This is a genomic window from Aquimarina sp. MMG016 (assembly GCF_018100805.1).
GTDB lineage: Bacteria > Bacteroidota > Bacteroidia > Flavobacteriales > Flavobacteriaceae > Aquimarina.
Genome location: NZ_JAGJEA010000001.1, coordinates 302293 through 329087, shown reverse-complemented (window position 1 = coordinate 329087; position 26795 = coordinate 302293). Strand labels below are relative to the sequence as shown.

The following is a 26795-nucleotide window of genomic DNA, read 5'->3' as shown; positions in this document are numbered from 1 at the left end:
TATTCGCACATTATATCTTGATTTAGTATGAGTATTGAAAGTAAAAGAAGAGAAGCTTTAGTATATCACGCAAAGCCTACCCCTGGTAAAATCAAAGTTGTTCCCACAAAAAAATACGCTACCCAAAGAGATTTGGCGTTAGCATATTCTCCTGGAGTGGCAGAACCTTGTTTAGAAATTGAAAAAGACACCTCTAATGTATATCGATATACGGCAAAAGGAAATCTGGTCGCGGTAATATCCAATGGTACTGCAGTTTTAGGATTAGGTGATATTGGTCCTGAAGCTTCAAAACCGGTAATGGAAGGTAAAGGTTTGCTTTTCAAAATTTTTGCTGATATAGATGTTTTTGATATTGAAGTAGACACCAAAGATGTTGATGCTTTTATAGAAACAGTTAAAAATATAGCACCAACTTTTGGTGGAATTAATCTGGAAGATATCAAAGCTCCTGAAGCATTCGAAATAGAAAGACGCTTAAAAGAAGAGCTTGATATTCCTGTGATGCATGATGATCAGCACGGTACTGCTATTATTTCTGCAGCAGCATTATTAAATGCTTTGGAACTAGCTGAGAAAGATATTGAAAAAGTGAAAATTGTAGTGAGTGGGGCAGGAGCAGCTGCTGTATCTTGCACACGATTATATAAAGCTTTTGGAGCAAAAGCTGAAAATATAGTAATGACGGATAGTAAAGGTGTTATCAGAAAAGATCGTGAAAACCTTACTAAAGAAAAAGCAGAATTCGCAACTGATAGAGATTTGCATGAATTAGAAGATGCAATGAAAGATGCTGATGTGTTTATTGGATTATCTATGGCTAATTTGGTTACTCCGGAAATGTTAATTTCCATGGCAGATAATCCAATTGTTTTTGCGATGGCCAATCCCGATCCTGAAATAAAATATGATCTTGCTATAAAAGCTAGAAAAGATGTGATTATGGCAACAGGGCGTAGCGATCATCCTAATCAAGTGAATAATGTATTAGGTTTTCCTTTTATTTTTAGAGGAGCCATGGATGTTAGAGCTACAGGAATTAACGAAGCTATGAAGATGGCGGCTGTTAAAGCTTTGGCTGAATTAGCCAAAGAACCTGTTCCTGAGCAAGTAAATATAGCCTATGGAGAAACCAGATTGAATTTTGGAAGAGATTATATTATACCTAAACCATTTGACCCAAGATTAATTGCCAAAGTACCTCCGGCCGTAGCTAAAGCCGCAATAGAAAGTGGTCTGGCAACTGAACCAATTACGGATTGGGAGAAATATGAAGATGAATTGCTGGAGAGAATGGGTAATGATAATAAGTTGGTCAGATTGCTTTTGGATAGAGCCAGAACTAACCCTAAACGAGTTGTTTTTGCAGAAGGAGATCATCTGGATGTCTTAAAGGCAGCCCAAACGGTAAAAGAAGAAGGAATTGCTTTTCCAATCCTATTAGGAAGAAAAGATGTCATATTAGAATTGATGAAGGAAATTGATTTTGATGCTACAGATATTGAAATCATTGACCCAAAAGCAGATGAAGAACTAGAGAGAAAAAACCATTATGCGAAGAAATATTGGGAAGCTAATAAGCGAAAAGGAATTACTTTATATGATGCTCAGCGTTTATTAAGAGAACGTAATTATTTTGCGGCGATGATGATTAATGAAGGTGATGCTGATGCTTTGCTTTCAGGATATTCTAGGAGTTATCCAACCGTTGTTAAACCTATGCTGGACCTTATTGGGTTGGCTAAAGGAGCAACGCGCATAGCTACCATGAACGTGATGATGACAGATCGAGGCCCTTTATTTATAAGTGATACTTCGATTAATATAGATCCTTCTTCAAAAGAATTGGCAAAAATCGCTCAAATGAGTGCCAGAACGGTAGAAATGTTTGGTATTAAACCTGTAATGGCAATGGTCTCATATTCTAATTTTGGATCTTCTAAACACCCCGGTGCTACTAAGGTTACCGATGCTGTAGCATATTTACATCGTTATTATCCAAATCTACTCGTAGATGGTGAATTACAGATGAATTTTGCTTTAAATAGAAAAATGAGAAAAGATAAATTCCCGTTTTCTAAGCTTAATGGACAAAAAGTGAATACCCTAGTTTTTCCTAATCTGGATTCTGCCAATAGTAATTATAAGTTGTTAAGTGAACTTAATAAAACAGAATCTATTGGTCCTATTATGATGGGAATGGCAAAACCAGTTCATATATTACAATTAGGTGCAAGCGTAGAAGAAATGATCAATATGGCAGCAGTAGCGGTAATTGACGCGCAAGAAAAAGAAAAAAGAGAACGTGAATTTGCTATGATGACTTGATAAGTTTGACGGTTTTCTTGCAAAACTTAACGCTAAAACAATCAGTTTAATAAGTTTTAAAACAATGTTTTTTGAAGCTTAAGATTCTGTCTTTTTATATAGTTTAATTTTATTACTTTTGAGTGCTTAACACTCAATTAACAAATGATCACACATATCAAAGGTAGGCTTATAGAAAAAAATCCTACCGACGTGGTAATAGACTGCAATGGGGTAGGGTACTTTCTACATATCTCATTACACACTTTTTCTTTAATTCCTGAAGGAGAAGCTTTACAGCTATATACACATTTACAAGTTAAAGAAGATTCACATACATTATTTGGATTTGCCGAAAAATCAGAAAGAGAAATTTTTAGACTCTTGATATCCGTTTCAGGAATTGGTGCTAGCACAGCTAGAACCATGTTATCCTCTCTGCATCCTAATCAAATTAAAGAGGCTATTGCTTCTAATGATGTTGCAACAATACAATCTATAAAAGGCATTGGAGCAAAAACAGCACAAAGAGTAATATTAGATTTAAAGGATAAAATACTTAAAGTCTATAATATTGATGAAGTTTCGGTGCCTCAAAGCAATACGAACAAGGAAGAAGCGTTATCTGCTTTAGAAACCCTTGGATTTAATCGGAAGCTAGCAGAAAAAGCTGTAGATAGAGTTCTTAGAGAAACCCCCAAAGAGACAGTAGAAAATATTATTAAACAAGCACTTAAAAATTTATAAAAGCATTGGGTCCATCAACTTATTTACGATTTATTTTTTTTAAAGTAATAATTTGTTTAATAGCACTTTCTAGTACTGGGATTTACGCTCAGGATACAGAAAAAGTACGTGATTCAACAAGTACTACCCATACACTAGGCGAAATATATTTACCAGATCCTAATAGTATAGTTGCTAAATATGAGTATGACCCTATAACTAATCGATATATTTATCGAGAAATGCTGGGGGATTTTAATGTTAGATATCCTCTATTCCTTACACCCAAAGAATATGAAGCTTTAGTTGAAGAAGAACAAAGACGTTCTTATTTCAAAGAAAAAATTGAAGCTTTTAGCGGTAAAACCGATGAGAGCGAGGGGAAAAGAAAGAATTTACTTCCTATTTTTTATGTAAAATCTAACCTTTTCGAATCGATTTTTGGAGGTAATGAGATTGAAATTATACCTCAGGGATCTGTAGAAATGGATTTAGGGGTTTTATATACCAAGCAGGATAACCCGGCTTTCTCGCCACGTAACCGAAGTAACTTTACTTTTGATTTTGATCAAAGAATAAGCCTTAGTTTGTTGGGTAAAATTGGTAAACGATTACAAATAACAGCGAATTATGATACTGAGTCTACATTTGACTTTCAGAATCAGATCAAATTAGAGTACACTCCTACAGAAGACGATATTATTAGAAGTATTGAGGTTGGTAATGTTACTATGCCTTTGAATAGTTCTTTAATTCAGGGGGCTCAGAGTCTTTTTGGAGTTAAGATGGGGCTACAATTTGGGAATACAACAGTTACTGGAGTATATTCTGAGCAAAGATCAGAAACCAGGTCGGTAAATGTTCAAGGAGGTGGTACTGTTCAGAATTTTGAGGTTTTTGCTTCGCAATATGACGAAAACAGACACTTTTTCTTAGCACATTACTTTAGGGATACTTATGATGATGCTTTAAGAAACTATCCTTTTATTAATAATAATATCCAGATTAATAGAATTGAAGTTTGGGTAACTAATAGAGCTACTAGTGCTCAGACATTAACTAATGCTCGAAATATTGTAGCATTACAGGATTTAGGTGAATCTCCAGTGGATGGTAATTTTGTAATTGATCCGTCATTGTTTAACAGACCTGCAGGGTCTTTTGCTGATAATACTAATAATGACCTGAACCCATTTGCTATTGGCCCTGGAGGGCCTATTACAGAAGCTGTTCGTCAGATTTCTACAGTGCAAAATGGATTTGTTGGTGCAACTTCTAATTTTCAAGAAGGGCTAGATTATGCAATCTTGGAAAATGCAAGGCAATTGACTTCAAATGAATATACTTTAAATACTCAGTTGGGGTATATTTCATTGAATCAGAGATTAAATAATGATGAAACACTTGCAGTTGCTTTTCAGTATACTGTCGCAGGGCAGGTGTATCAGGTAGGGGAGTTCTCTATTGATGGTGTAGATGCTACGGTTAGTGACAACCCAGATGTTAATGACCCTCAAAACCCACAAGTAGGATCAAGTAGGAGTTTAGTGGTAAAAATGCTGAAAAGTCCAATCACTAATGTGCAACTTCCGATTTGGGATCTAATGATGAAAAATATTTATAGTACGGGAGCTTTTAGGTTAGAACAAAATGACTTCAGGCTTAATATATTATATACTGACCCTTCACCACTTAATTATATTACTGCGGTTGAAGGTTCTACATTGCCTGCTGATGTAGATCAAACTACGTTATTGCAGGTTTTTAATATGGATCGTTTAAATCCGAATAGAGACCCTGTAGCTGGCGGTGATGGTTTCTTTGATTATGTGCCCGGACTTACAGTTGATACCGAAAACGGACGTATTATTTTTACTTCTGTTGAGCCCTTTGGAGAACATCTTTTTAATAAATTAGATGATCCAAATGTAACAGAAAATTATAATGATCCAGGTACGTACAACCCTAACCAAGCAGCATATGTGTATCGTGAATTATATACCCAAACCAATATAATTGCAGAGCAGCAGGCAGCAAATAAAAATAAATTTCAGTTAAAAGGTAGTTATAAGTCTTCTTCGCAAGATGGAGGAATTCCATTGGGGGCGTTTAATGTGCCTCAGGGATCTGTTACGGTTACTGCTGGAGGTAGAGTGCTGCAAGAGGGGGTAGATTATACAGTAAATTATCAATTAGGAAGAGTTAATATTTTAGACGAATCCTTATTGGCTTCTAATACACCAATTCAGGTTTCTACAGAAAATAATGCTGTTTTTGGTCAACAGACTAAACGTTTTACTGGTATAAATATAGAACACAAGTTTAGTGATGATTTTATTATTGGTGGTACATATCTTAATCTAAATGAACGCCCAATAACTCAAAAATCCAATTACAACTTTGAGCCTATTAATAATACAATTCTAGGGTTTAATCTTAATTATGCAACAGAAGTGCCTTTTCTAACCAGAATGGTGAATAAACTTCCCAATATAGACACAGATGTTCCATCTAACATTTCTGTTAGAGCTGAGGTTGCTCGATTAATAGCAGGAGCGCCAAAAGGAGCTGATTTCGATGGAAAGGTAACAACATATATAGATGATTTTGAAGGGGCACAAACTGCCATTGATGTAAGTTCTCCTTTATCTTGGGAATTATCCAGTGTACCTGCTGGATTTGGGAATCCTAGTGATCCCAATAGTCAGATTATTGTGGATGGAATCGAGTCAGGGAATAGAAGGGCAAAACTTGCCTGGTATTCTATTGACCCTATTTTCTATAGTAATTCCAGACCTAGTGGTATTGATGACACTGATTTGTCATTTAATGGTACGCGTAGAATTTTTAATAGTGAGATTTTTCCACAAACAGATATCGTACAGGGGCAGACTTTAGCTTTGTTTACTATGGATTTAAATTATATTCCGACTCAGAGAGGGCCATATAATTTTAGTGACGATGCACAGGATAATGTTTTGACTAATCCTGAAAATAATTTTGGAGGAATTATCAGACAATTGACGTCAACTAATTTTGAACAATCAAATGTAGAGTTTATAGAATTTTGGTTATTGGATCCTTTTTGGACCAATGGTGGGACACAAGAGGCGCTGACAACTTCTAATGAAGGAAGGATTGTGTTTAACTTGGGTAATATTAGTGAAGATGTACTGAAAGACGGTAGAAAACAATATGAAAATGGTTTGCCAGCAGCGGTTGATCCAACTTTTGTTCCGGGTGACTCAAGAGCTACCTCGTATAATGCACAAGTTCCTATAAATCAGTCTCTAATTTATGCTTTTGATTCTGATGGTGCTGCAAGAACAATTCAGGATGCTGGATATGATGGATTGACGGATGATCAGGAAAGAGAGTTTTTTCCGGATTTTGACACTAATGACCCGGCAGCTGACAACTACCAATATTATCTACAGGCCGATGGGAGTATTCAAAATCGATATCTAAATTATAATGGTGTACAAGGTAATTCACCTACAGATGTTGCTAATGATGATCGTGGTAATACGGCCTTGCCTACGGTAGAAGATGTGAACCGGGATAATACAATGAATACAATCAATAGTTATTTTCAATATACGGTGCCCATTTTTGAGGGTATGGGTATTGGCAATGATAGGGGTACGGGTTATATCTCTGATGTAATTGAAGATAAGGAGGTTAGTCTTCAGAATGGCCAAATTATCAGGCCAAGATGGGTTCGATTTAAGATTCCTATCAGTATTGAAGATACTAATCCAAATGATAATATTTTTAGAGGTTACGAAGCTATTAATGGAGCGTCAGATTTTAGATCCATTCGGTTCATGAGAATGTTTCTTACAGGTTTTGATAGTGCTGCATTATTAAGATTCGGGACACTTGATTTAGTAAGGGGTGATTATAGAAGGTATTTGCCGTTAGCTGCCGAAATTGATGCCGAGGGATTGAATGTGGATGATAATGATGTAATAGTTACTTCTGTAAGTGAAGAAGAAACAGTTAATTATGTTACACCGCCAGGAGTTTTTAGAGAACAATTGATAAATAATAACTCAGTTATTAGAGAAGATGAAAGATCATTGGCTCTTACTGTAAATGACCTAGATGGGGGTGATGCTAGAGGAGTGTATAAAAATTTTAATGTAGACATGCGACAGTATGAAAACTTAGAAATGTTTTTACACGCAGAAGAGTTACAGCTTAATGATCAATTGGATGATAATGAATTGGTAGCTTTTATCAGAATGGGTAATGATTTTACTAATAATTTCTATCAGATAGAAGTCCCATTACAGTTATCGCCTTTTGATCCTAATAATTCTAATCCTAACCCAGATGTTATTTGGCCATCTGCCAATAGACTAGAATTACCACTGTCGGAACTGGGAAGAATTAAATCTCAAATCTTGGTTAGAGGTACTTCTGCAGGAACTAATCCGGATGGTTCCCTTGCTGGTTTTGAGGTAGAAGGAAATAATGGGAATATAATTACCGTTAGGATGAAGGGTAACCCAAGTATAGGGAATGTACGAGTAATGATGGTGGGGGTTAAAAATTCACTAGAGGATGCTCCGGGTAATCAGCGTTCTGGTACAGTTTGGTTTAATGAGATGCGTCTAAGCGACCTAAAAAACCAAGGAGGTTGGGCCGCAGTCGGTAGTATGGATGGTAATATTGCGGATTTTGCTAATGTAAGTGCATCCGGAAGAATAAGTACTATAGGTTTTGGAGGTATAGAACAAGGTCCTAACGAACGTAGTATAGAAGATGTGATGCAATATGACCTGACGACTGATGTTAATTTGGGACAATTATTGCCTAAAAAATGGGGTATGCAGATCCCGTTTAACTATAGTAGAGGTGAAGAATTGATTACTCCGCAATATGATCAGTTTTACGAAGATCTGGAATTACAGGATAATATTGATAATGCAATAAATCAAAGATCAAAAGATTCTATTCTAAATGTAAATACAGAATATACAAAACGTCAAAGTTTTAATGTAATTGGTCTCAGAAAAGATCGGACTGGAGATGCTAAACCAATGCCTTATGATGTCGAAAACTTCACTTTTTCAGGAACTTATAACCAGACAGACCATCGTGATTTTGAAATTGAGAAAGCTTTAGATCAGAGTGTGAGGTTAGGCGGAACTTATGATTTTAGCTTTCAGCCAAAGGAAGTTGAGCCTCTAAAAAACATTAAATTCCTTGGTAAAAGTAAATACTTCAGTTTGCTAAAAGATTTTAATTTTAACTTACTTCCAACAAGTGTAAATGTCAGCTCTAATATTAATAGACAGTATAATGAGCAGACTTTTAGAGATCTCACCAGGGGGGAAGGGTTTTTAGAAATTCCTAAGTTAACCCAGCGTACTTTTCTATTTGACTGGCAGTATGGATTTAATTATAACCTGACCAAATCATTGAATTTTAACTTTACTTCTGCAAATAATCGTATTGTAAAGAATTTTATCAATAATGATGGAAGTATAAATGATAATATTGGTGTATGGAGCGGTTTATTTGATATCGGAGATCCTAATACGCATAGTCAGCAATTACAGGTGAATTATGATATTCCATTTAGTAAAGTGCCTCTACTGAAGTTTATGCGAGGAACATATACGTATTCTGCCGATTTTCAATGGACAAAGGGTAGTGAAGCTTTAAAGAACCTTGAAGGAATCCCCGATCTTGGTAATACGATTCAGAATGCTAATGTGCATACGATAAATGGATCTTTGGATATGAATACCTTATACAAGTATGTAGGATTGACAAAGAAAAAACCAGGAAGAAGAAAAGCTAAGAAAAAGAAAGGTAGTGCTAAAGAAGAAAAAGGAAAAGCGGAGCCTAAAGTAGCTTCTGCTTCTAAAGGCAAACCAAAAAGGGCATCTAATAAATTAAGCGTTGGTGCTAAAGCTTATAATACACTTATTGGATTGGTGACGGCTGTTAAGAAGGTAAATATTAATTATCAGCAAGATAACGGTATATTTTTACCTGGATATTTAAGAGAGCCTGGTTTTGTAGGGACTTTAAAACCTTCCTTAGGATTTACTTTTGGTAGTCAAGCTGAGATTCGTGATCTAGCTGCCAGAAATGGATGGCTGACGTTATATGATGACTTTAATCAACAGTATCGTGAGGTAGAAGGGAGAGAATTTAGGGTGCAAGCTTCTGTGGGCTTGTTAAAAGACCTTACGATAGATATTAGTGCTAATAGAAACTACCAAGAAACATATTCTGAAAATTATAGAGTACAGGATAATAATCCTTTGGATGATGTTTTAGAATATGGCTATGAGTCGTTGGCACCTAATACGTTTGGTAACTTCACGATTTCAACTAATTTGATTAAAACAGCTTTTAAGAAAAGTGATGAATTTACCTCTGAAACTTTTGAAGAGTTTAGGCAAAATCGACAAATAGTAGCAGATAGGTTGGCTACAGAGTTTTATGGTACTTCAGCATTTCCGAGAAGTGAAGAGGTGGAGCCTAATGGATATAGTTACCCTGTAGGTTTTGGTAAAACTAATCAAGCGGTACTTTTACCGGCGTTTTTATCTGCATATTCCGGTTCGAATGCAGAGAAGGTTAAAAAAGGAGCTTTTAGAGATATACCTCTTCCTAATTGGGATGTAAAATATACTGGACTGATGAGGATTAAATGGTTTAAGAAAAGATTTAAACGTTTTTCTATGGCTCACGGGTATCGTGCTAATTATACGATTAATCAATTTCAGACTAATTTAGATTTTGATAGTGATGCTGTTGATGCAATTGATCAAGCAGGTAATTTTAAGAATCCTTTCTTGTATAATAATGTCAACCTTACGGAGCAGTTTAGTCCATTGATACGATTAGACATGGAGATGCAAAATTCTTTCAAAATCCTTGCTGAATGGAAGAAGGATAGGGCATTATCTTTGAGTTTTGCGAATAATTTATTGACAGAGATAAGTGGTAACGAATATATTATTGGATTAGGATATAGATTGAGTGATCTAAAGATTTCAACAAAAATAGCAGGTAAAAAACAAATTCTTAGAGGGGATTTGAACTTCAGAGCAGATTTGTCATTACGTCAAAACGAAACCTTGATACGATATTTAGATATTGATAATACTCAGATTACAGCGGGTCAGGATATTTATGGAATAAAGTTTACTTCGGATTATGCTTTAAGCAAAAACCTTACGGCATTGTTATTTTATGATCATACATTCTCTAAATATTCTATATCTACAGCATTTCCGCAAACGACAATTCGTGGTGGTTTTACGCTGAGGTATAATTTTGGTAATTAAAAAGCCGTGATTATAATTTTTAATAAAATTTTGTTGGCTTTTCTTAAAATCTGATAAAATAGATTTATTTTCGTCTTCGATATAAAAACTTATAAATTTTATCACGGATGAACATTCCTTCAGAATTAAAATATACTAAAGATCACGAGTGGATCAAGATAGACGGTGATATCGCTACTGTAGGTATTACTGATTTTGCTCAAAGCGAGTTGGGTGATATCGTTTATGTAGAAGTAGAAACAGTAGGAGAAGAATTGGAGCAAGAAGAAGTTTTTGGCACGGTAGAGGCTGTAAAAACGGTTTCAGATTTGTTTCTACCACTAACAGGAGAAATTACAGAGTTTAATGAAACTTTAGAAGACGATCCTGAATTAGTAAATAATGATCCTTATGGAGAAGGTTGGATGGTGAAAATCAAATTTTCTGAAGCCTCTCAGGTAGAAGATTTATTATCTGCTGATGATTATAAAAACCTTATTGGAGCGTAAATTTCTGGCGATATTAGCCCTTTTATATACTGGTTTGATTACTTGGGCTTCATTAGCACGAATTATAATTAATCCAATTAATTTTAATATAAAAGGGAGTGATAAAATAGCTCACTTTTTAGCATATTTTATCTTTACACTGGTTTGGTTTATGTTTTGGTTTTTTTCTAAAAAATCTACAACTAAATTCAGTAAACATTTAGTCAAAGCTTCTGTTATTTGTTTTTGTTATGGACTTTTGATGGAAGTGCTTCAAGGATTGTTAACAACTTATAGAAGTTCAGAATGGTTTGATGTATTGGCTAATACAAGCGGTATAATTTTTGCTGTAATTATTTTGAAATTGATTGAAAATAAATTGATTATAATAAGGGAGCGCTTGTAAGTGTTCTTTAAAATGTAATACATCAAGCTATTTTAAAAAGTTAAAAAATCTGGTTTTTAACCTACATTTTTAGCTTTAGTTGGAAATTAATAAAGAAATTAGCTATTTTAGCAATCGTATAATAATATTTGTAATATGGAACCGAAGAAAAATCCAAAAGCAGATTTGTCTAAAAGAAGCATGCTGTTCTTACAGTTAGGTCTTGTTTTAGTTCTTTTTATCACTTGGAGAGGTATAGAGTGGAAAACCTATGATAAAAGCAATATAGATATTGGTCAGGTTAATCTTGATGAATTGGAAGAAGAAGATGTTCCAATTACACAAAATTTAAATACACCACCACCTCCACCACCTCCACCGCCGGCACCAGAAATTATTGATGTTGTAGAAGATGAGGAAGAAGTAGAGGAGACTATTATCGAATCTACAGAGACGAATCAGGAAGAAGAGATCGTAGAGATTGAAGAAGTAGAAGATGTAGATACAGACGAAGAAATTGCTGATGTACCTTTTGCAGTAATCGAGAATGTACCGGTTTTTCCAGGTTGTGAAAAGGCTGGAGGAAATGCTGCTAAGAAAAAATGTATGAGTGATAAGGTTAAGAAATTTGTTAACCGTAAGTTTAATACAGAACTTGGTAGTGAACTAGGTCTTTCTGGAGTGAACAGGATTTATGTTCGTTTTAAGATTGATAAGCAAGGAAACATTGTTGGAGTTCAGGCTAGAGGTCCTCACCCTAGACTAGAAAAAGAAGCTCAGCGAGTAGTAAAAATGTTACCTAAAATGACTCCTGGTAGACAGAGAGGAAAAGCAGTTGGTGTATTATATTCATTACCAATTGTATTCCAGGTACAAGATTAAAATATATTTTTCTTAAAATATCAGAATCCCGTCACGTTTCCGTAGACGGGATTCTTTTTTGGTATGCTTGTTGATCAGTTTTAATTGTAACGTTAAAACTAATATATTATGAGTAACAAGCATGACGCTAATGTACGAAAAAGTACATTGGTGAACTTTCAGATCGGACTTGTAGCAAGTCTATTATTTACTTACCTAATGTTCGAGGTGTATACTACGGATCCTGCGGTTTACAACCCTAAGATAGAAGAATCAGTGCCGCAGGAAGAGTTTGTATGGAATCAGGTTTTTGAGGTGTACAAGGAGCCTGAAGCGAAACCTATTGCTGAAAAAAGATCAGAGCCGGTGGTTAATCCCGATGATTTTAAGGTAATTGATGATAAAGATAAGATTGCTGAAGCAGAAGATGAATTTAAAAATGATCCTCCAGCAGAAGTTTCTACTCCAGTCAATACATCTGATATCGATGATGTGCCTGAAGCTGAAGAACCAGTTGATTTCCCATTTAATGTGGTAGAATTCGTTCCTGTATTTCCGGGGTGTGAAAAATTAGCGACTAATGAGGAGAAAGCAAGTTGTTTTTCTCAAAAGGTAAAACGTATTGTTTCTAAAAAATTCAATGCTGGTTTAGGTGAAGAGCTTGGTCTTAAAGGACTTCAAAGAATTTATGTTCAGTTTGAGGTGTATAAAGATGGAACGATCCAAAACATTCAGGCTAGAGGAACACATCCTATGTTAGAAAAAGAAGCCAAGAGAGTGGTGAGTAAGTTTCCCAAAATGACTCCTGGTAAGCAACGGGATAAAAATGTAACAGTAAAATATCAGTTGCCAATAGTTTTTAAAGTTGTAGATTAATAAGCAACTGTCACACTGAGCTTGTCGAAGTATAATCGGAGAAGATGTTTTTGTGGTCTTCGGTAAGCTCAGAATGACAGAAATAATTATTTAGCAAGACTCCGGTAAATTGTCTTTCGCATCTGTTCCGGATTGATGTAGCCACTACCAAAACCTTTGGAGTCATAACTAGCGGTTAAAGATGTATTTTTTATGATACTATCTTCTGATTTACCCGCATCAATTTCTTTTTGAACGGCAGCAGTAATGCCTTTCAGCATCGTCAAAAAGCTTTTTAAATCCTTTTTTGTAGCCAAGCTTCCATGTCCTGGGATAATTTTAGTATCATCGTTAGCGATCATTAAAGCTTTTTCCGATGCTTTTATGTATCCTTTAATACTTCCACCAGAGTTAAGGTCAATATATGGATAGCGGCCATTAAAAAAAGTGTCTCCCATATGTAAGACATTTCCTTTAGCAAAATAAACCAGAGCATCTCCATCTGTATGCGCATTATGTACATGAAATGCTTTTATGCTTTCGTCTTTAAAATATAATTGTAGCCCTTCGTCAAAAGTAATTACAGGTAAAGAAGCAGTAATTACATCACCTTTTTCTTTTTGTTTATTTTCCATTCTGGACCTTACGTTTTTTTGCGCAAAAATTGTAGCGCCCTGATCAGTCATATTTTTGTTACCTCCAGTGTGATCTCCGTGATAATGAGTGTTGATTACCATAGTAACTGGTTGGTCACTTATAGTTTTTAAACTAGAAAGAATTTTACCCGATAATCTAGCAAACTGATCATCAATAATAAATATTCCTTTCTCGTTTTTAAAGACACCAATATTTCCACCTTGTCCTGTCAGCATATAAATATTCTCTGTCAAAGGATCAATTTGAATCTTGACTTCTTTTTTTTGTGCAGAGATGTTAAACCAAATTAGAGATAATCCTAGGATAAATAAATTTTTCATATAAGTAAGTGTGTAGTTTATGTATTTAAAATTCAGTCGATAATAGAGTACAAAAATTACTGAGATTCAATAAAACGGCACCTGAAATGTTCTGTTAAAACCAAGTGTTTGGATCATTCAGCTTGTTAAAAGGTGAATTATAAGGAGTTATAAGTTGTCTAAAATGCTTTTAAGGTATATCTTTGCACAACTTTTAAAAAAGCTATTTAGAAAAGTGGAAAATTTGAGTGTGACCCAAGTAAATACTACAAAAATTTCTGTAATTCAGGATTTTAAAGAGATTACCAAAATGCGATTAGCGCTAAGTGTAGTTTTTTCTTCAGTCGCAGGTTATTTATTAGGTGTAGAAACTGTCTCGTGGAGTGCACTTTTATTATTAGCAATTGGTGGTTATTTTATGGTTGGAGCTTCTAATGCTTTTAATCAAATCATAGAAAGAGATCTGGATGTTTTGATGGATCGTACAAAAAATAGACCGATTCCTGCAGGAAGAATGTCTGTGAATACTGCTTTTGCAATTGCTACTATTTTTACAATTTCAGGTATTTCGGTTTTATATTTTATCAATCCACAAACAGCAATGTTTGGTGCGATCTCCATTTTTATATATGTTAGTTTATATACACCACTAAAAACTAAAACACCATTATCTGTTTTTGTTGGAGCAATACCTGGAGCGATACCTTTTATGTTAGGTTGGGTAGCAGCTACGAATGATTTCGGAATTGAGCCTGGTACATTGTTTATGGTTCAGTTCTTTTGGCAATTTCCTCATTTTTGGGCTATTGGCTGGTTCTTATTTGACGATTATAAAAAAGGTGGTTTTTTTATGTTACCAACCGGTAAAAGAGATCAAGGAACTGCTGTTCAGGTTATCATTTATACGGCTTGGACTGTAGTAACTTCCTTAATACCTGTGTTTGGTGTTACCGGAAAGTTGTATTTAACTCCGGTTTCAGGAGTTTTGATTTTGCTATTAGGAATAGTTTTATTGCGATCAGCAATTCGTTTATATAAAATAAGAGATGCAAAAACTGCTAAGCAATTAATGCTAATGAGTGTTTTGTATATCACGCTACTACAGATTATTTATGTAGCGGATAAATTTATACGTGTATGGATTTAACCCAGGGAACAACCCAAGAAAAAATTAATAGGTCTAAAAAGACAATGATGTTGTTTGCTATGGTAAGTATGGCGATGGTTTTTGCTGGACTTACAAGTGCATATGTAGTAAGTAAAGGAAGAAAAGACTGGTTGACAGATCTTGTTTTTCCTCAACCATTTATCTATAGCATATTTGTAATTTTAGCAAGTAGTATTACTTTTTACCTAGTTAAAAAAGCAATCGAAAATAATAACAGAAGTCTGGCAACTATTTTGTTGCTAACTACGCTTGCGTTAGGTGTTGGATTTATATTTCTTCAGTTTGAAGGATTTTCGGATATTGTAAATCAAGGATATCATTTTACAGGCCCGACATCTAATATTGTGTCTACGTTTATGTTTATCATTGTTGTAACACACATAGCGCACGTAGTTGGTGGGATTCTGGTACTTTTAGTCGTAATTTATAATCATTTTAAACAAAAGTATAAAAGTGGTCAAACCCTTGGTTTAGAACTAGGTGCTATGTATTGGCATTTTGTAGACTTTTTGTGGGTTTATCTCTTTTTGTTTTTATATTTCGTGAGATAATAAAATTCCTTACTTTTGTGGAAAATTTAACAATACCAAATTCTTTTTATGGAAACAGCTGTTACTAAAACAGGTACTGAAGATAAAATCTGGGGAGGTGGTAACCAGCCACTGAAGGTGAGTTATGGTAAGATGATGATGTGGTTTTTTATCGTTTCTGATGCACTTACATTCTCAGGATTTCTTGCCGCATATGGTTTTTCGAGATTTAAGTTTATTGATTCTTGGCCAATAGCCGATGAAGTGTTTAACCACTTTCCGTTTTTACATGGAGTAGATGCTCCAATGTACTATGTGGCTTTGATGACCTTTATACTTATATTTTCTTCTGTTACCATGGTACTAGCGGTTGATGCTGGTCACCAAATGAAGCAGAAAAAGGTAATTTTTTATATGTTCTTAACCATAATTGGAGGTGCAATATTTGTTGGATCACAGGCCTGGGAGTGGAAAAACTTTATCAAAGGAGAATATGGTGCCGTAGAAACAAAAGGAGGTCAAATTCTTCAGTTTGTGGATGCAGAAGGACATAGAGTTGGATTAAAAGAAATTGCAATTATTGATAATAATCAAGATAGAGCTCAGCACGAAGAACGAAATGGGTTGTGGTATGAAAGCGAAGCTACACTTCCAACATATACAATTGATGAAATCAGAGCTGGTTTTGCAAAGAATAAAGATCTTGTCATAAGAACACAAATACTTACTGAGAAAGGTGAGAAAACGGTATTATCAAGAGAAGAGTCTTTAAGAAGACTAACCAATGATGCAATCGGTATAGTAGAGGGAGCTAATCTTCGTCATAATGAATATGGAACTCCATTGTTTGCTAACTTTTTCTTTTTCATCACCGGTTTTCATGGTTTCCACGTATTCTCTGGTGTTGTAATTAATATTATCATCTTTATCAATGTGATTCTTGGAACCTATGAGAGAAGAAAGAACTATGAAATGGTTGAGAAAGTTGGTTTATACTGGCACTTTGTAGATTTAGTTTGGGTATTTGTATTTACATTCTTCTACCTGGTATAATTATTTAAAAAGATATTAAACAAAATATGGCACACGATACAGCACATCACGAATCAAATACAGGAAGAATCTGGAAAGTATTCATACTGTTATCTGTTGTAACAATAGTTGAAGTTATATTAGGTATTATAAAACCAGCATTTTTGGTTGAAACTACTGTAATCAGTATGAAATTACTAAACTGGATTTTTATTATACTTACATTGTATAAAGCATATTATATCACTTGGTCGTTCATGCACATGGAAGGTGAAACTAAAGGGTTGAGAAGAGCAGTGGTTTGGACGTCAATTTTCTTAATTTGTTATTTAATCTTCATTCTTCTTACAGAAGGAGATTATGTATACGAAGTGTTCAAAGCTGGACATAAAAGTTGGGATTTTTAACCCTTTAATGATATAAGTTAAAAGCTTAATAAAAGACGGTTCTTTTCGACCGTCTTTTTTATTTTTGCACAAGAAGTAAAACATATATAAAATGAAGAAATTTCTGGTTCTTGGTATCTTATTCGTATTACCCTTGGTTGCCTATTTATTTTTTGCTTCTGGAGTTCATAATTTTGCAAAACTTCCGGTTCTGAATAGTGCTGTGGGAGGTATTGAAAATTTTGAAAGCTTGTCTAGTGAAGAAATAACATTTAAAGATAAAATTACAGTTCTAGGCTTTTTGGGTAAGGATATCTATAACAAACAAGGAAATGCTTTTAACTTAAATCAAAAGATTTATAAGAAAAACCACGAATTTAGAGACTTTCAATTTGTGATGCCATTACCATATGGAAGTGAAAAAGCTGCTAAGGATCTTTTAGATGAATTAGATAATATTACTAATGTGTCTGAATGGAAATTTGTTTTTGGAACACCAGAAAGTATTATGGCGCTATTTAAAAGCCTTAAAGTATCGCATCAGTTAGACGATAACCTTTCAACGCATTATGTATATATCATTGATAAAAGCGGGAGCCTAAGAGGTAGGGATGGTACACTAAAAGAAAACGAATCAAAAGTGTATGGGTATGATGCCAGTTCGGTTGCTGATTTGGCAAATGTAATGACAGATGATGTAAAAGTTATTCTTGCAGAATATCGTTTGGCACTTAAAAAATATAAAGCTGATCGTACTGATGGCTTTCGGGAAAAATAATGTAAATAATTCTATGAAAAAGTATTCATACGTTGGTATATCCTTTGTTATATTAATTTTCGGAATCATATTTATTCCAAGAATTATTAATAGGGTAAAAACTTCTTCTGTAGTAAAAAATGATAGGATGAGTGCCAGCAATCCTGTTGCAAATAAAAAGTTATCATATATAAAGATTAATGATAAACCTAAAAAAGTACCTGAATTTGCATTTCTGAATCAGGATAGCATTTTGATTACTAACCATGATTATATTGGTAAAGTTTATATTGCAGAATTCTTCTTTACGAGTTGCCCTACTATTTGTCCAAAGATGACTAGGAATCTGGTGTATTTACAAGATAAGCTTAAAGGATACGAGGATTTTGGAGTAGCTTCTTTTACTATCAATCCTAAGTTTGACACACCTACCAGACTTAAAAAGTATGCTGAGAATTACAAGGTAACGAATCCGGATTGGCATTTTTTAACTGGCGATAGAGAAGATATCTATGATTTAGCAAATGCTGGATTTAATATTTATGCAGCAGAAAATCCCGATGTGCCGGGAGGATTTGAGCATAATGGATATTTCGCTTTAATTGATCAGGAAGGTTATATAAGATCACGGTATGACGCTTCCGGAAACCCACTTATTTATTATAGAGGTACTATAGGGGTTGAAGAAAGGGTAGATGAAAATGGAGAAGAAGAACAGATCACTATTTTGTTAGAAGACATCAAGAAATTATTAAAAAAAGATGAGTAATACATCAGCATTAGAGAAAAAATATAATAAATGGATAGTGGTATTATCTATTGTTATTCCGGGAGCTGTGGCAGCACTATTTGGTGTTAATCTAAGAAGAATGGGATTTGATGTAGAGCCATTAACATTTTTACCTCCAATTTATGCTTCAATTAACGGATTAACTGCTGTAATTTTGGTTGTGGCATTATGGGCTGTCAAAAACAAAAAAATAAAGCTTCATGAGCGCTTAATGAAAACAGCAATTCTTTGTTCTATTCTTTTTTTGGTAATGTATGTAGCTTATCATATGACAAGTGATTCAACTGCATTTGGGGGAGAAGGAGCAATACGTTATATATATTACTTTATACTCATTACACATATTGTTTTGTCTATAGTTGTGATTCCGTTTGTGTTGATTACGTTTGTAAGAGCATTGGCAGAGCGATTTGATAAACATCGCAAGATTGCCAGAATCACATTCCCGATTTGGTTATATGTGGCGATTAGTGGTGTAATTGTTTATATTATGATTTCACCCTATTATGTTTAAAAAAGTGTCATGTTGAGCTTGTCAAAGTACTTATGAAAATAAAAATATTTTACATATCAATCTTATTGTTGTTGATTTCCGTTTCAGCTGAAGCTCAGTGTGCTATGTGTCGTGCAGTTTTAGAAAGTGAAGAAGGTCAAGAAACTGCAAAAGGCATTAATAATGGTATTAAATATTTAATGATTATTCCATATATTTTGGTTGGAACCGTTGGGTATTTTATTTATAAGGAAAATAAGAAGGGTAGTAAAAAGTAATAGTGATTTTAAATTTAACATTTTCCTAACAAAATCTACTGTAACGAAATGACGGTATTGTAAGTCTTATCCTATAGATAAGATTGCACTAACCAATCCAAAATGAACCTCTATTGGGGAAAAAATAGTAGGTTAATTAAAAATCTGTTTTTTATAAGTCAGTGGGTCTTAACTATAAGTTTCTTGGGCTTTTTGCCTAAATAAATCTTAATCAAGCATTATGATTGAAATCAAAGACTTGCATAAATCTTACCAGATGGGAAGCAATTCGCTTCACGTACTCAAAGGGATTAATTTTAGTGTAAAAGAAGGTGAATTAGTTGCTATTATGGGATCTTCCGGTTCAGGAAAATCTACTTTGCTCAATATCTTAGGAATGCTGGATGAAGCAGATAGTGGAAGTTATTTTCTGGATAACGTTCCTATTAGGGGGTTGAATGAAACTAAAGCAGCTCAATACCGAAACAAATTCTTAGGGTTTGTTTTCCAGTCTTTTAACCTGATTAATTATAAGTCTGCAATGGAAAATGTTGCACTTCCATTATATTATCAGCGCAAAAAAAGAAAAGAAAGAACAGAAAAAGCAATGACTTATTTAGGTAAAGTTGGTTTAGCCGAATGGGCGACCCATTTACCTAGTGAACTTTCAGGAGGTCAAAAACAACGTGTAGCAATTGCGCGAGCCCTTGCGGCTGACCCTAAAGTGTTATTAGCAGATGAACCAACAGGAGCATTAGATAGTACAACTTCTTACGAAGTAATGGATATCATTCAAGGTATTAATGATGAAGGTAAAACAATATTGGTAGTAACTCACGAAGAGGATATTGCTAATATGTGTAAACGCATTGTGCATCTTAAAGATGGTGTTATTGTAGAAGATAAATATGTAGAACAAGTTAGGGCATCAAAGTATGTTTGATAGAGATAGATGGCAAGAAATATTCGAAGCCATAGGAAAAAATAAGCTACGTACATTCCTTTCCGGATTTACAGTGGCCTTAGGGATCTTGATCTTTACTATTCTTTTAGGGTTAGGAAATGGTTTGCTCAATAGTTTCCTGAGCAGTTTTGTTGATGATGCGCAAAATATCATATTTATTAGAGGAGGAAACACATCTAAAGCATATAAGGGCTTTCAGGAAAATAGAAGAATTCAATTTGAAAATGAAGATTTCGAATTTATCAAAGATAATTATATCGGAAAAGTAGAACATGCTACCCCAAGAATTTATCGCAATGGATTAGCAAAGTATAAAAAAGAATCTGGTAGTTATAGTATAAGAGCGGTGAATCAGGATCATCAGTATCTAGAGAAAACGATAATGATGAAAGGTAGATATCTTAACGAAGTAGATGTAGAAGAACGAACCAAAAATATTGTTATTGGTAGACTAATAGAAAAAGATCTTTTTAAAAATGAAGATGCACTAGGAAAAATACTTGATGTAGATGGTATAGCTTATAAAATAGTAGGTGTTTTTCAGGATAGTGGTGGAGACAATGAAGAAAGGATTATCTATATGTCTTATAAAACCGTGCAATTACTTTTTGGTAACAATGAGAAGTTGGACCAGATAAATATATCTTATAATATGGCGATGAATACCGAACAAGCCATTGCTTTTTCAAAAAAAATAGAAGAAGATTTTAAGAAAAAATTCAATGTAGCACCAGATGATCAAAGCGCTATAAGAGTAAGAAGTTTTGCAGAAGATATTAAAGAAACTATGGTAATTCTTGGCGGTATCTACGCACTCATATTTATAGTAGGAATAGGGACATTAATTTCAGGGGTCATTGGTATTGGTAATATTATGACCTTTAGTATAAAAGAACGAACTAAAGAATTGGGTATTAGAAAAGCACTGGGTGCTTCTCCAAGATCAATTATAGCCATGGTACTCCAGGAGTCTGTTTTGATTACTGCTATCGCTGGATATGTAGGTTTGATTTTGGGGATTCTGATCTTAAAATTGATTGGAAATAACTTAGAAGACTTTTTTATTCTGAACCCAAAAGTAGAAACAGGTGTTATTGTAGTTGCTACGATTACTTTAGTGCTTTCAGGATTGTTAGCAGGATATATTCCTGCAAGAAGAGCTGCAAAAATAAAACCGATAATTGCGCTAAGAGATGAATAAGTAAAAACACTTGTTATGAAATTTATATTCGAAAGGGATACCTGGCAAGAAATATATGGAGCAATCCGTAAGAATAAGATCAGAACCATAATTACAGTTATAGGTGTAACCTGGGGAGTATTTTTATTTGTAGTGCTTCTGGGTATGGCAAAAGGCCTAGATAATAGCTTTAGAAGTCAGTTTAATGATTTTGCTACAAATACTATGTTTCTTTGGGGGCAGCAAACCAGTATTCCTAATGAAGGTTTTAAACGAGGTAGAAGAATGCAACTAACACTTGATGATGTGGATGCTTTAAAATCTCAAGTGGATGATATCGAATATATTGCTCCTCGTAATGTTACAGGTAGATGGGGTACTCCTCCCGGTCAATTTGTTAGAGGATCAAAATCCGGCGCATTTCAGGTATTTGGAGATTATCCAACGATAGACAAAGTGTCTAAGAAAAAAATGTTCGATGGGGGGCGATTCATCAATGAAGAAGATATCAAATATGAGCGTAAAGTCTGTGTTATAGGAGAAGATATTTACAAGCAGTTTTATGATAAAGATGAAAATGCAATTGGTGATTTTGTAAAAATTAATGGAATTTATTTTAAGGTTATTGGAGTGTATAAACCAACCCAGCAAGGCTTTGAAGGTGATGATTCTATTTTCTTACCATTTACTACATTTCAGACAATTTTTAATCAAGGGAGAAATATTTCTTGGATGGTAATTACTGCTAAAGCTGATAAAAATATAGTGAATACTGAAGCCACTATAAAAACTTATCTAAAACGAATGCACGATGTGCACCCTGATGATAATCAGGCGTTTGGAAGTTTCAACCTTGGTGAACAAGTAGCAAAAGTCAATGGATTTTTATCAGGAATGCGTTTGATCACTTATATTGTTGGTATTGCTACACTGATTGCGGGAGTTATAGCTATTGGTAATGTTTTACTAATTACAGTGAAAGAACGAACTCGAGAGATAGGTGTGAGAAGGGCGTTAGGAGCAACACCATCAGAGGTTAGAGGTCAAATTATGTTAGAATCAGTTTTACTTACATTTTTAGCTGGATTAATAGGTTTCGTATTTGGAACATTAATTCTTTGGGGTGTAAATACTGCTATAGGTAATAATGATGACATTCCTTTACTAAATCCTACTGTAGATTTCTTTGCAGTAACAGGTGCTATGTTTGCTATCGTTTTACTGGGAACACTAATAGGTTTAATACCAGCTCAGAAGGCCGTAAGTATAAAGCCAATAGAAGCATTAAGGGAAGAATAATATAACAGTCAAAGTAATATAATCAATCAAAATGAAAAAAGTTTTTAAAATTTTATTAGTTGTAGTTTTTATAGCTTTACTTGGTTTTTCAGGTAAATATCTAATAAGCTCCAATAGTAAATCACCAATAGTATTCACCACAGAAAAAGCTTTTAGAACCTCTATAGAAGAGAAAACTGTAGCTACAGGAAAAGTGATACCAGAAGAAGAAGTAGAAATAAAACCTCAGGTATCAGGAATTATTGAAAAGATTTATGTGGAAGAGGGGAGTGCAATCAAAACAGGTGATTTAATAGCTAAAGTAAAAGTAGTGCCTAATGAACAAGCATTGAACAGTGCTAGAGGACGTGTTAAAAATGCACAAATAAGCCTTGATAATGCTAAACAAGATTATGATCGTAATAAAGCGCTTTTTGATAAAGGAGTAATAGCTTCTCAAGATTTTCAAAATATAAAATTACGTTATGATCAGGCAGTACAAGAGGTTAGTAATTCACGTAATGACCTGCAAATCATACGTCAGGGATCGACAGGTGGAGCACAAGCAATAACAAATGTTAGAGCTTCTGTTTCCGGAACGGTTTTAGAAATTCCTGTAGAAGAAGGTGATCAGGTAATTCAAAGTAATAATTTTAATGATGGTACTACGGTAGCAACTATCGCTGATCTTAATAAGATGATCTTTGAAGGAAAGGTTGATGAAGCTGAGGTAAGTAAACTTAAAATTGATATGCCACTTAAGGTAAGCCTAGGGGCGATCAGAGATAAAGAATTTGACGCTAAATTAAAGTTTATTGCACCTAAAGGAAGCGAAGAACAAGGTGCTGTGCAGTTTAAGATAGAGGGAGAAGTTTTTTTGGATAAAGAATATTTTATTAGAGCTGGATATAGTGCTAATGCTTCTATAGTTTTGGATACAAAAAATGATATTTTAGCAATTAAAGAAGCGTTATTACAATTTGATAAAGAAACAGAAGACCCTTATGTAGAGGTTCAAACAGGTGATCAGGAATTCGAAAGAAAAGATATAGAAATAGGACTGTCTGATGGAATCAATGTCGAAATACTTTCTGGTATTACTGAAGAAGATGATATCAAAGTATGGAATAAAACAGAACCTATAAAGAAAGAACCAGAGGGGAACCGGAATTAAGATAATTTGTTCTGAAATTAATATACACGAAATAAACAGTTTATGTTTAGTTTCCTAGAATCAATATGGCAAAATTAATTTTGTTAAGAAAAAATGTAACAACAGCAATCAATTATATACAAATAGGGTATGATGCGAATTAAAATTTCAATTTTATTTTTCACACTTCTTGGGGTAATGAGTTCTCATGCACAAGAAAAAAAATGGACACTTAGAGAATGTGTAGAATATGCTTTAGAAAACAATATCACCATAAAACAATCTGCTCTTAATTTAGAAGCATCAGAGATTGATAGGATTGATGCAATAGGTAATTTTTTACCATCACTCAATGCACAAGCTGGTAATTCATGGAATTCAGGATTAGTAAATGACCCAAGAACAGGTACTAATATTGATCAAACCATAAGGAGTTCTAGCTATGGAGGTTCTATCGGGGTGGATATTTTTAGAGGTCTAAGCAATTGGAAAAGATTGCAAAGAGCAAAAATCAATATGTTGTTAAATCAATACAACTTAGGCAAGTCTAAAGATGATATTGCACTTTTTGTTGCTAATAGCTATTTGCAAGTATTGCTTAATAAAGAATCCTTAAAAGTAATTGAAAAACAGCACGAGATTACATTAGAACAACTTAAAAGGACAAAAGATTTGGTAGATGCAGGAGTTTTGCCTCAAGGCGATCTTTTAGAAATAGAAGCAACTTCTGCGGATGAATTAACTCGTATTGTACAGGCAGAAAATGCAGTACTGATTGCTCGTGTAGGATTGGCTCAGACATTGTTGATTAAAGAGTATGAAAGTTTTGACATTGCAGAGCAAGATTATTTGATTCCCTCTGCGGATGTTTTGGATAATTCTATAGAAACTATTCGTTCAAGGTCGAGAGAAGCTCGATATGAAGTACAAATTGCGGAGCAAAACAAGCTATTGGCAGAGAAAGATGTTGAAATAGCGAGAGCTGCTTATTATCCTACGCTTACTGCTTCATTTGGAGCTAGTACCTTTGAAACTGGAGCTGATCAAGTTGCTAGGAATGCATCTGGAGATGTTATAATTGATGTTTTAGGAAATCCTGTTTTTACTGGACCTGATCCAATTTTCGATCAGTTTTCTGAGAATAGAAGTTTTAATTATGGTTTTTCTCTTTCAGTTCCAATATTTAACGGTTTTGCAACTAGAAACCAAGTCAAAAGAAGTAAGATTAATGTAAAACGTAATGCTTTTCAGTTAGAGCAAGCTGAGCTTGATTTGGATAGTAACGTATATCAGGCGTATCTTGATGCCAAAGGCTCTGCTGAAGCTTATGAAGCATCAGAGGTTGCTGTAAAAGCTCAAGAAAGAGCATATGAATACGCTAAGGATAGGTATGATGTGGGATTAACTAATGCATTTGACTTTAGTCAATCAAAATTTAGATTAGAAAATGCTCAAAGTAATGCCGTACAAGCTAAATTTGATTATATTTTTAAAATTAAAGTATTAGAGCTTTATTTTGGGATAAAGATTGCTGATATAAAATTATAAATAGTAGCCTTCTATTTTGGCTACTCTATAAAAGGTTGTAATTTCATACAACAAAAATTAACTGTAAAGTAAGCCATGAATAGAAAAACATTACTCATTGTTTTAAGTGTTGCTATCCTTTTAATTGTATTACTAGTTGCTGGTAAAAAAGCAGGTTGGTTTGGTAAAAATGGTAATCTTAAATCCGTTTCTATTACTAAGATAGAGAAGATTGATATTATCGAGACTGTTGCCGCTACTGGAAAAATACAGCCAGAAGTAGAGGTTAAACTTTCTTCAGAAGTTTCTGGAGAAATTATTGAACTACCAATAAAAGAAGGACAACAAGTTAAGAAAGGAGATCTCTTAGTTAGAATCAACCCTGATATTATTCAGGCAGGGTTAAACAGGTCTCAGGCATCTTTACAAAACGTAAGAGCGGGCCTTCAGCAAGCAGAGGCAAGTCTTAAAGAAGCTAAACTTAGCTATGAGCGTAATAAAGAATTATTTGATAAAGGAGTAATTTCTAAAGCAGAGTGGGATAGAGCGGTTTCTGCTTTTGAAGTCGCAGAAGCTTCTAAGCAATCTGCTTTTTATAGTGTAAAGAGCGCTCAAGCTACCGTTAATGAGGCTAAAGATAACCTGAGCAGAACTACTATTTATGCTCCCATGAGCGGAACAGTCTCTAAGTTATCTGTAGAACTGGGAGAAAGAGTAGTTGGAACACAGCAGATGGCTGGTACTGAGATTGTACGTGTTGCGAACCTTAGCAATATGGAGGTTGAAGTAGATGTTAATGAAAATGATATTGTAAAGGTTCAGATTGGTGATTCTACAATTGTGGAGGTAGATGCATATCTAAAAAAAGAATTTAAAGGACTGGTTACTGAGATTGCAAATTCAGCAGAAAGTGCTTTGAGTGCTGATCAGGTCACTAATTTTAGAGTTAAGGTTCGCATTCTTGAAGAATCTTATAAAGATTTATTAGAAGGTAAACCAGAGAGTTATTCTCCTTTTCGTCCTGGGATGACCGCCACGGTAGATGTTATTACTAACAAGAGAGAAAACATAATTGGAGTTCCTATTAGTGCTATTGTGATTAAGAGTGATACTTCTTCTACAAAACGAACTTATACCAAGGAAAAAATTGAAGATTCTGATAAGAAATTTGAATGTGTGTTTGTCAAAGATGGCGAAACTGCTAAACTTAGAGTGATTGAGACAGGAATCCAAGATGATAGTAATATAGAGATTACGACTGGTTTAAAAGAAGGAGAAGAAGTAATTACTGGTCCATACAACTTGGTAACCAAGATTCTGAAAACCGGTGATAAAGTTCAGCTAGAATCTAAAAAAGAGGCTAAGAAGTAATAACTTAATTGAGTTATCTTTGCCAAAATTTAATAG

Annotated in this window: 22 protein-coding genes; 21 read left to right on the top strand and 1 reads right to left on the bottom strand. The window is 34.3% G+C overall.

The annotated features are described in order from the left end of the window. Nucleotides 1–27: 27 nt before the first annotated feature. The 7 genes from J8M14_RS01360 to J8M14_RS01330 all read left to right on the top strand — a co-directional run bounded on the left by J8M14_RS01360 (nt 28) and on the right by J8M14_RS01330 (nt 12938). Nucleotides 28–2328, top strand: coding sequence for an NADP-dependent malic enzyme (locus J8M14_RS01360; RefSeq protein ID WP_211072550.1), 2301 nt, complete (start codon nt 28–30; stop codon nt 2326–2328). 144 nt (nt 2329–2472) lie between these two features. After that, nucleotides 2473–3054, top strand: a complete 582-nt coding sequence (ruvA, locus tag J8M14_RS01355) for a Holliday junction branch migration protein RuvA (RefSeq protein WP_211072549.1) — start codon at nt 2473–2475, stop codon at nt 3052–3054. Between the two features lie 5 nt (nt 3055–3059). Then, nucleotides 3060–10349, top strand: coding sequence for a cell surface protein SprA (gene sprA / locus J8M14_RS01350; protein WP_211072548.1), 7290 nt, complete (start codon nt 3060–3062; stop codon nt 10347–10349). 107 nt (nt 10350–10456) lie between these two features. After that, on the top strand, nt 10457–10837 hold the full coding sequence (gene gcvH, locus J8M14_RS01345; protein WP_211072547.1) for a glycine cleavage system protein GcvH: 381 nt from the start codon (nt 10457–10459) through the stop codon (nt 10835–10837). Continuing rightward, the gene (locus tag J8M14_RS01340; RefSeq protein ID WP_211072546.1) at nt 10827–11222 is read left to right on the top strand and encodes a VanZ family protein; all 396 of its coding nucleotides are present in this window, start codon (nt 10827–10829) and stop codon (nt 11220–11222) included. The genes gcvH and J8M14_RS01340 overlap by 11 nt, the downstream gene beginning before the upstream one ends. Before the next feature lie 135 nt (nt 11223–11357). Next, nucleotides 11358–12083, top strand: a complete 726-nt coding sequence (locus J8M14_RS01335; protein ID WP_211072545.1) for an energy transducer TonB — start codon at nt 11358–11360, stop codon at nt 12081–12083. Nucleotides 12084–12191: 108 nt separating this feature from the next. Further along, nucleotides 12192–12938: an energy transducer TonB gene (locus tag J8M14_RS01330; RefSeq protein ID WP_211072544.1), complete on the top strand. Its 747-nt coding sequence runs from the start codon at nt 12192–12194 to the stop codon at nt 12936–12938. An 86-nt stretch (nt 12939–13024) separates the two neighbouring features. Here J8M14_RS01330 and J8M14_RS01325 read toward each other — a convergent pair whose 3' ends face one another. Beyond that, nucleotides 13025–13894 (bottom strand): MBL fold metallo-hydrolase, encoded by an 870-nt coding sequence (locus J8M14_RS01325; protein WP_211072543.1) that lies wholly within the window; start codon nt 13892–13894, stop codon nt 13025–13027. Nucleotides 13895–14117: 223 nt separating this feature from the next. On the opposite strand from J8M14_RS01325, the gene cyoE reads away from it, so the two are divergent. The 14 genes from cyoE (at nt 14118) to J8M14_RS01255 (ending at nt 26759) form a co-directional block, all read left to right on the top strand. After that, the gene (cyoE, locus tag J8M14_RS01320) at nt 14118–15020 is read left to right on the top strand and encodes a heme o synthase (protein WP_211072973.1); all 903 of its coding nucleotides are present in this window, start codon (nt 14118–14120) and stop codon (nt 15018–15020) included. Next, nucleotides 15011–15592: a cytochrome c oxidase subunit 3 gene (locus J8M14_RS01315; RefSeq protein WP_211072542.1), complete on the top strand. Its 582-nt coding sequence runs from the start codon at nt 15011–15013 to the stop codon at nt 15590–15592. The genes cyoE and J8M14_RS01315 overlap by 10 nt, the downstream gene beginning before the upstream one ends. A 48-nt stretch (nt 15593–15640) precedes the next feature. Then, nucleotides 15641–16624, top strand: a complete 984-nt coding sequence (locus J8M14_RS01310) for a cytochrome c oxidase subunit 3 (protein ID WP_211072541.1) — start codon at nt 15641–15643, stop codon at nt 16622–16624. 26 nt (nt 16625–16650) lie between these two features. Further along, nucleotides 16651–17010, top strand: coding sequence for a cytochrome C oxidase subunit IV family protein (locus J8M14_RS01305; protein WP_211072540.1), 360 nt, complete (start codon nt 16651–16653; stop codon nt 17008–17010). A 91-nt stretch (nt 17011–17101) separates the two neighbouring features. Continuing rightward, nucleotides 17102–17767 carry a hypothetical protein gene (locus J8M14_RS01300; RefSeq protein WP_211072539.1) on the top strand — a complete coding sequence of 222 codons (666 nt, stop codon included), beginning with the start codon at nt 17102–17104 and terminating at the stop codon, nt 17765–17767. A gap of 13 nt (nt 17768–17780) precedes the next feature. Beyond that, entirely contained in the window at nt 17781–18515 is a 735-nt protein-coding gene (locus tag J8M14_RS01295) for an SCO family protein (protein WP_211072538.1), read from the top strand. Further along, the gene (locus J8M14_RS01290) at nt 18508–19050 is read left to right on the top strand and encodes a DUF420 domain-containing protein (RefSeq protein WP_211072537.1); all 543 of its coding nucleotides are present in this window, start codon (nt 18508–18510) and stop codon (nt 19048–19050) included. Before J8M14_RS01295 ends, J8M14_RS01290 begins: the two co-directional genes overlap by 8 nt. A gap of 71 nt (nt 19051–19121) precedes the next feature. Further along, complete coding sequence (locus J8M14_RS01285) at nt 19122–19307, top strand: hypothetical protein (protein WP_348772819.1); 186 nt, start codon at nt 19122–19124, stop codon at nt 19305–19307. A 220-nt stretch (nt 19308–19527) separates the two neighbouring features. After that, nucleotides 19528–20229, top strand: coding sequence for an ABC transporter ATP-binding protein (locus J8M14_RS01280; RefSeq protein WP_211072535.1), 702 nt, complete (start codon nt 19528–19530; stop codon nt 20227–20229). Beyond that, nucleotides 20222–21451 carry an ABC transporter permease gene (locus J8M14_RS01275; protein WP_211072534.1) on the top strand — a complete coding sequence of 410 codons (1230 nt, stop codon included), beginning with the start codon at nt 20222–20224 and terminating at the stop codon, nt 21449–21451. Before J8M14_RS01280 ends, J8M14_RS01275 begins: the two co-directional genes overlap by 8 nt. Nucleotides 21452–21466: 15 nt before the next feature. Next, complete coding sequence (locus J8M14_RS01270; protein ID WP_211072533.1) at nt 21467–22729, top strand: ABC transporter permease; 1263 nt, start codon at nt 21467–21469, stop codon at nt 22727–22729. Between the two features lie 31 nt (nt 22730–22760). Beyond that, nucleotides 22761–23882 (top strand): efflux RND transporter periplasmic adaptor subunit, encoded by a 1122-nt coding sequence (locus J8M14_RS01265; protein WP_211072532.1) that lies wholly within the window; start codon nt 22761–22763, stop codon nt 23880–23882. 129 nt (nt 23883–24011) lie between these two features. Beyond that, nucleotides 24012–25409 (top strand): TolC family protein, encoded by a 1398-nt coding sequence (locus J8M14_RS01260; protein ID WP_247672520.1) that lies wholly within the window; start codon nt 24012–24014, stop codon nt 25407–25409. Between the two features lie 75 nt (nt 25410–25484). Further along, entirely contained in the window at nt 25485–26759 is a 1275-nt protein-coding gene (locus J8M14_RS01255; protein WP_211072531.1) for an efflux RND transporter periplasmic adaptor subunit, read from the top strand. The last annotated feature ends 36 nt before the right edge of the window (nt 26760–26795 follow it).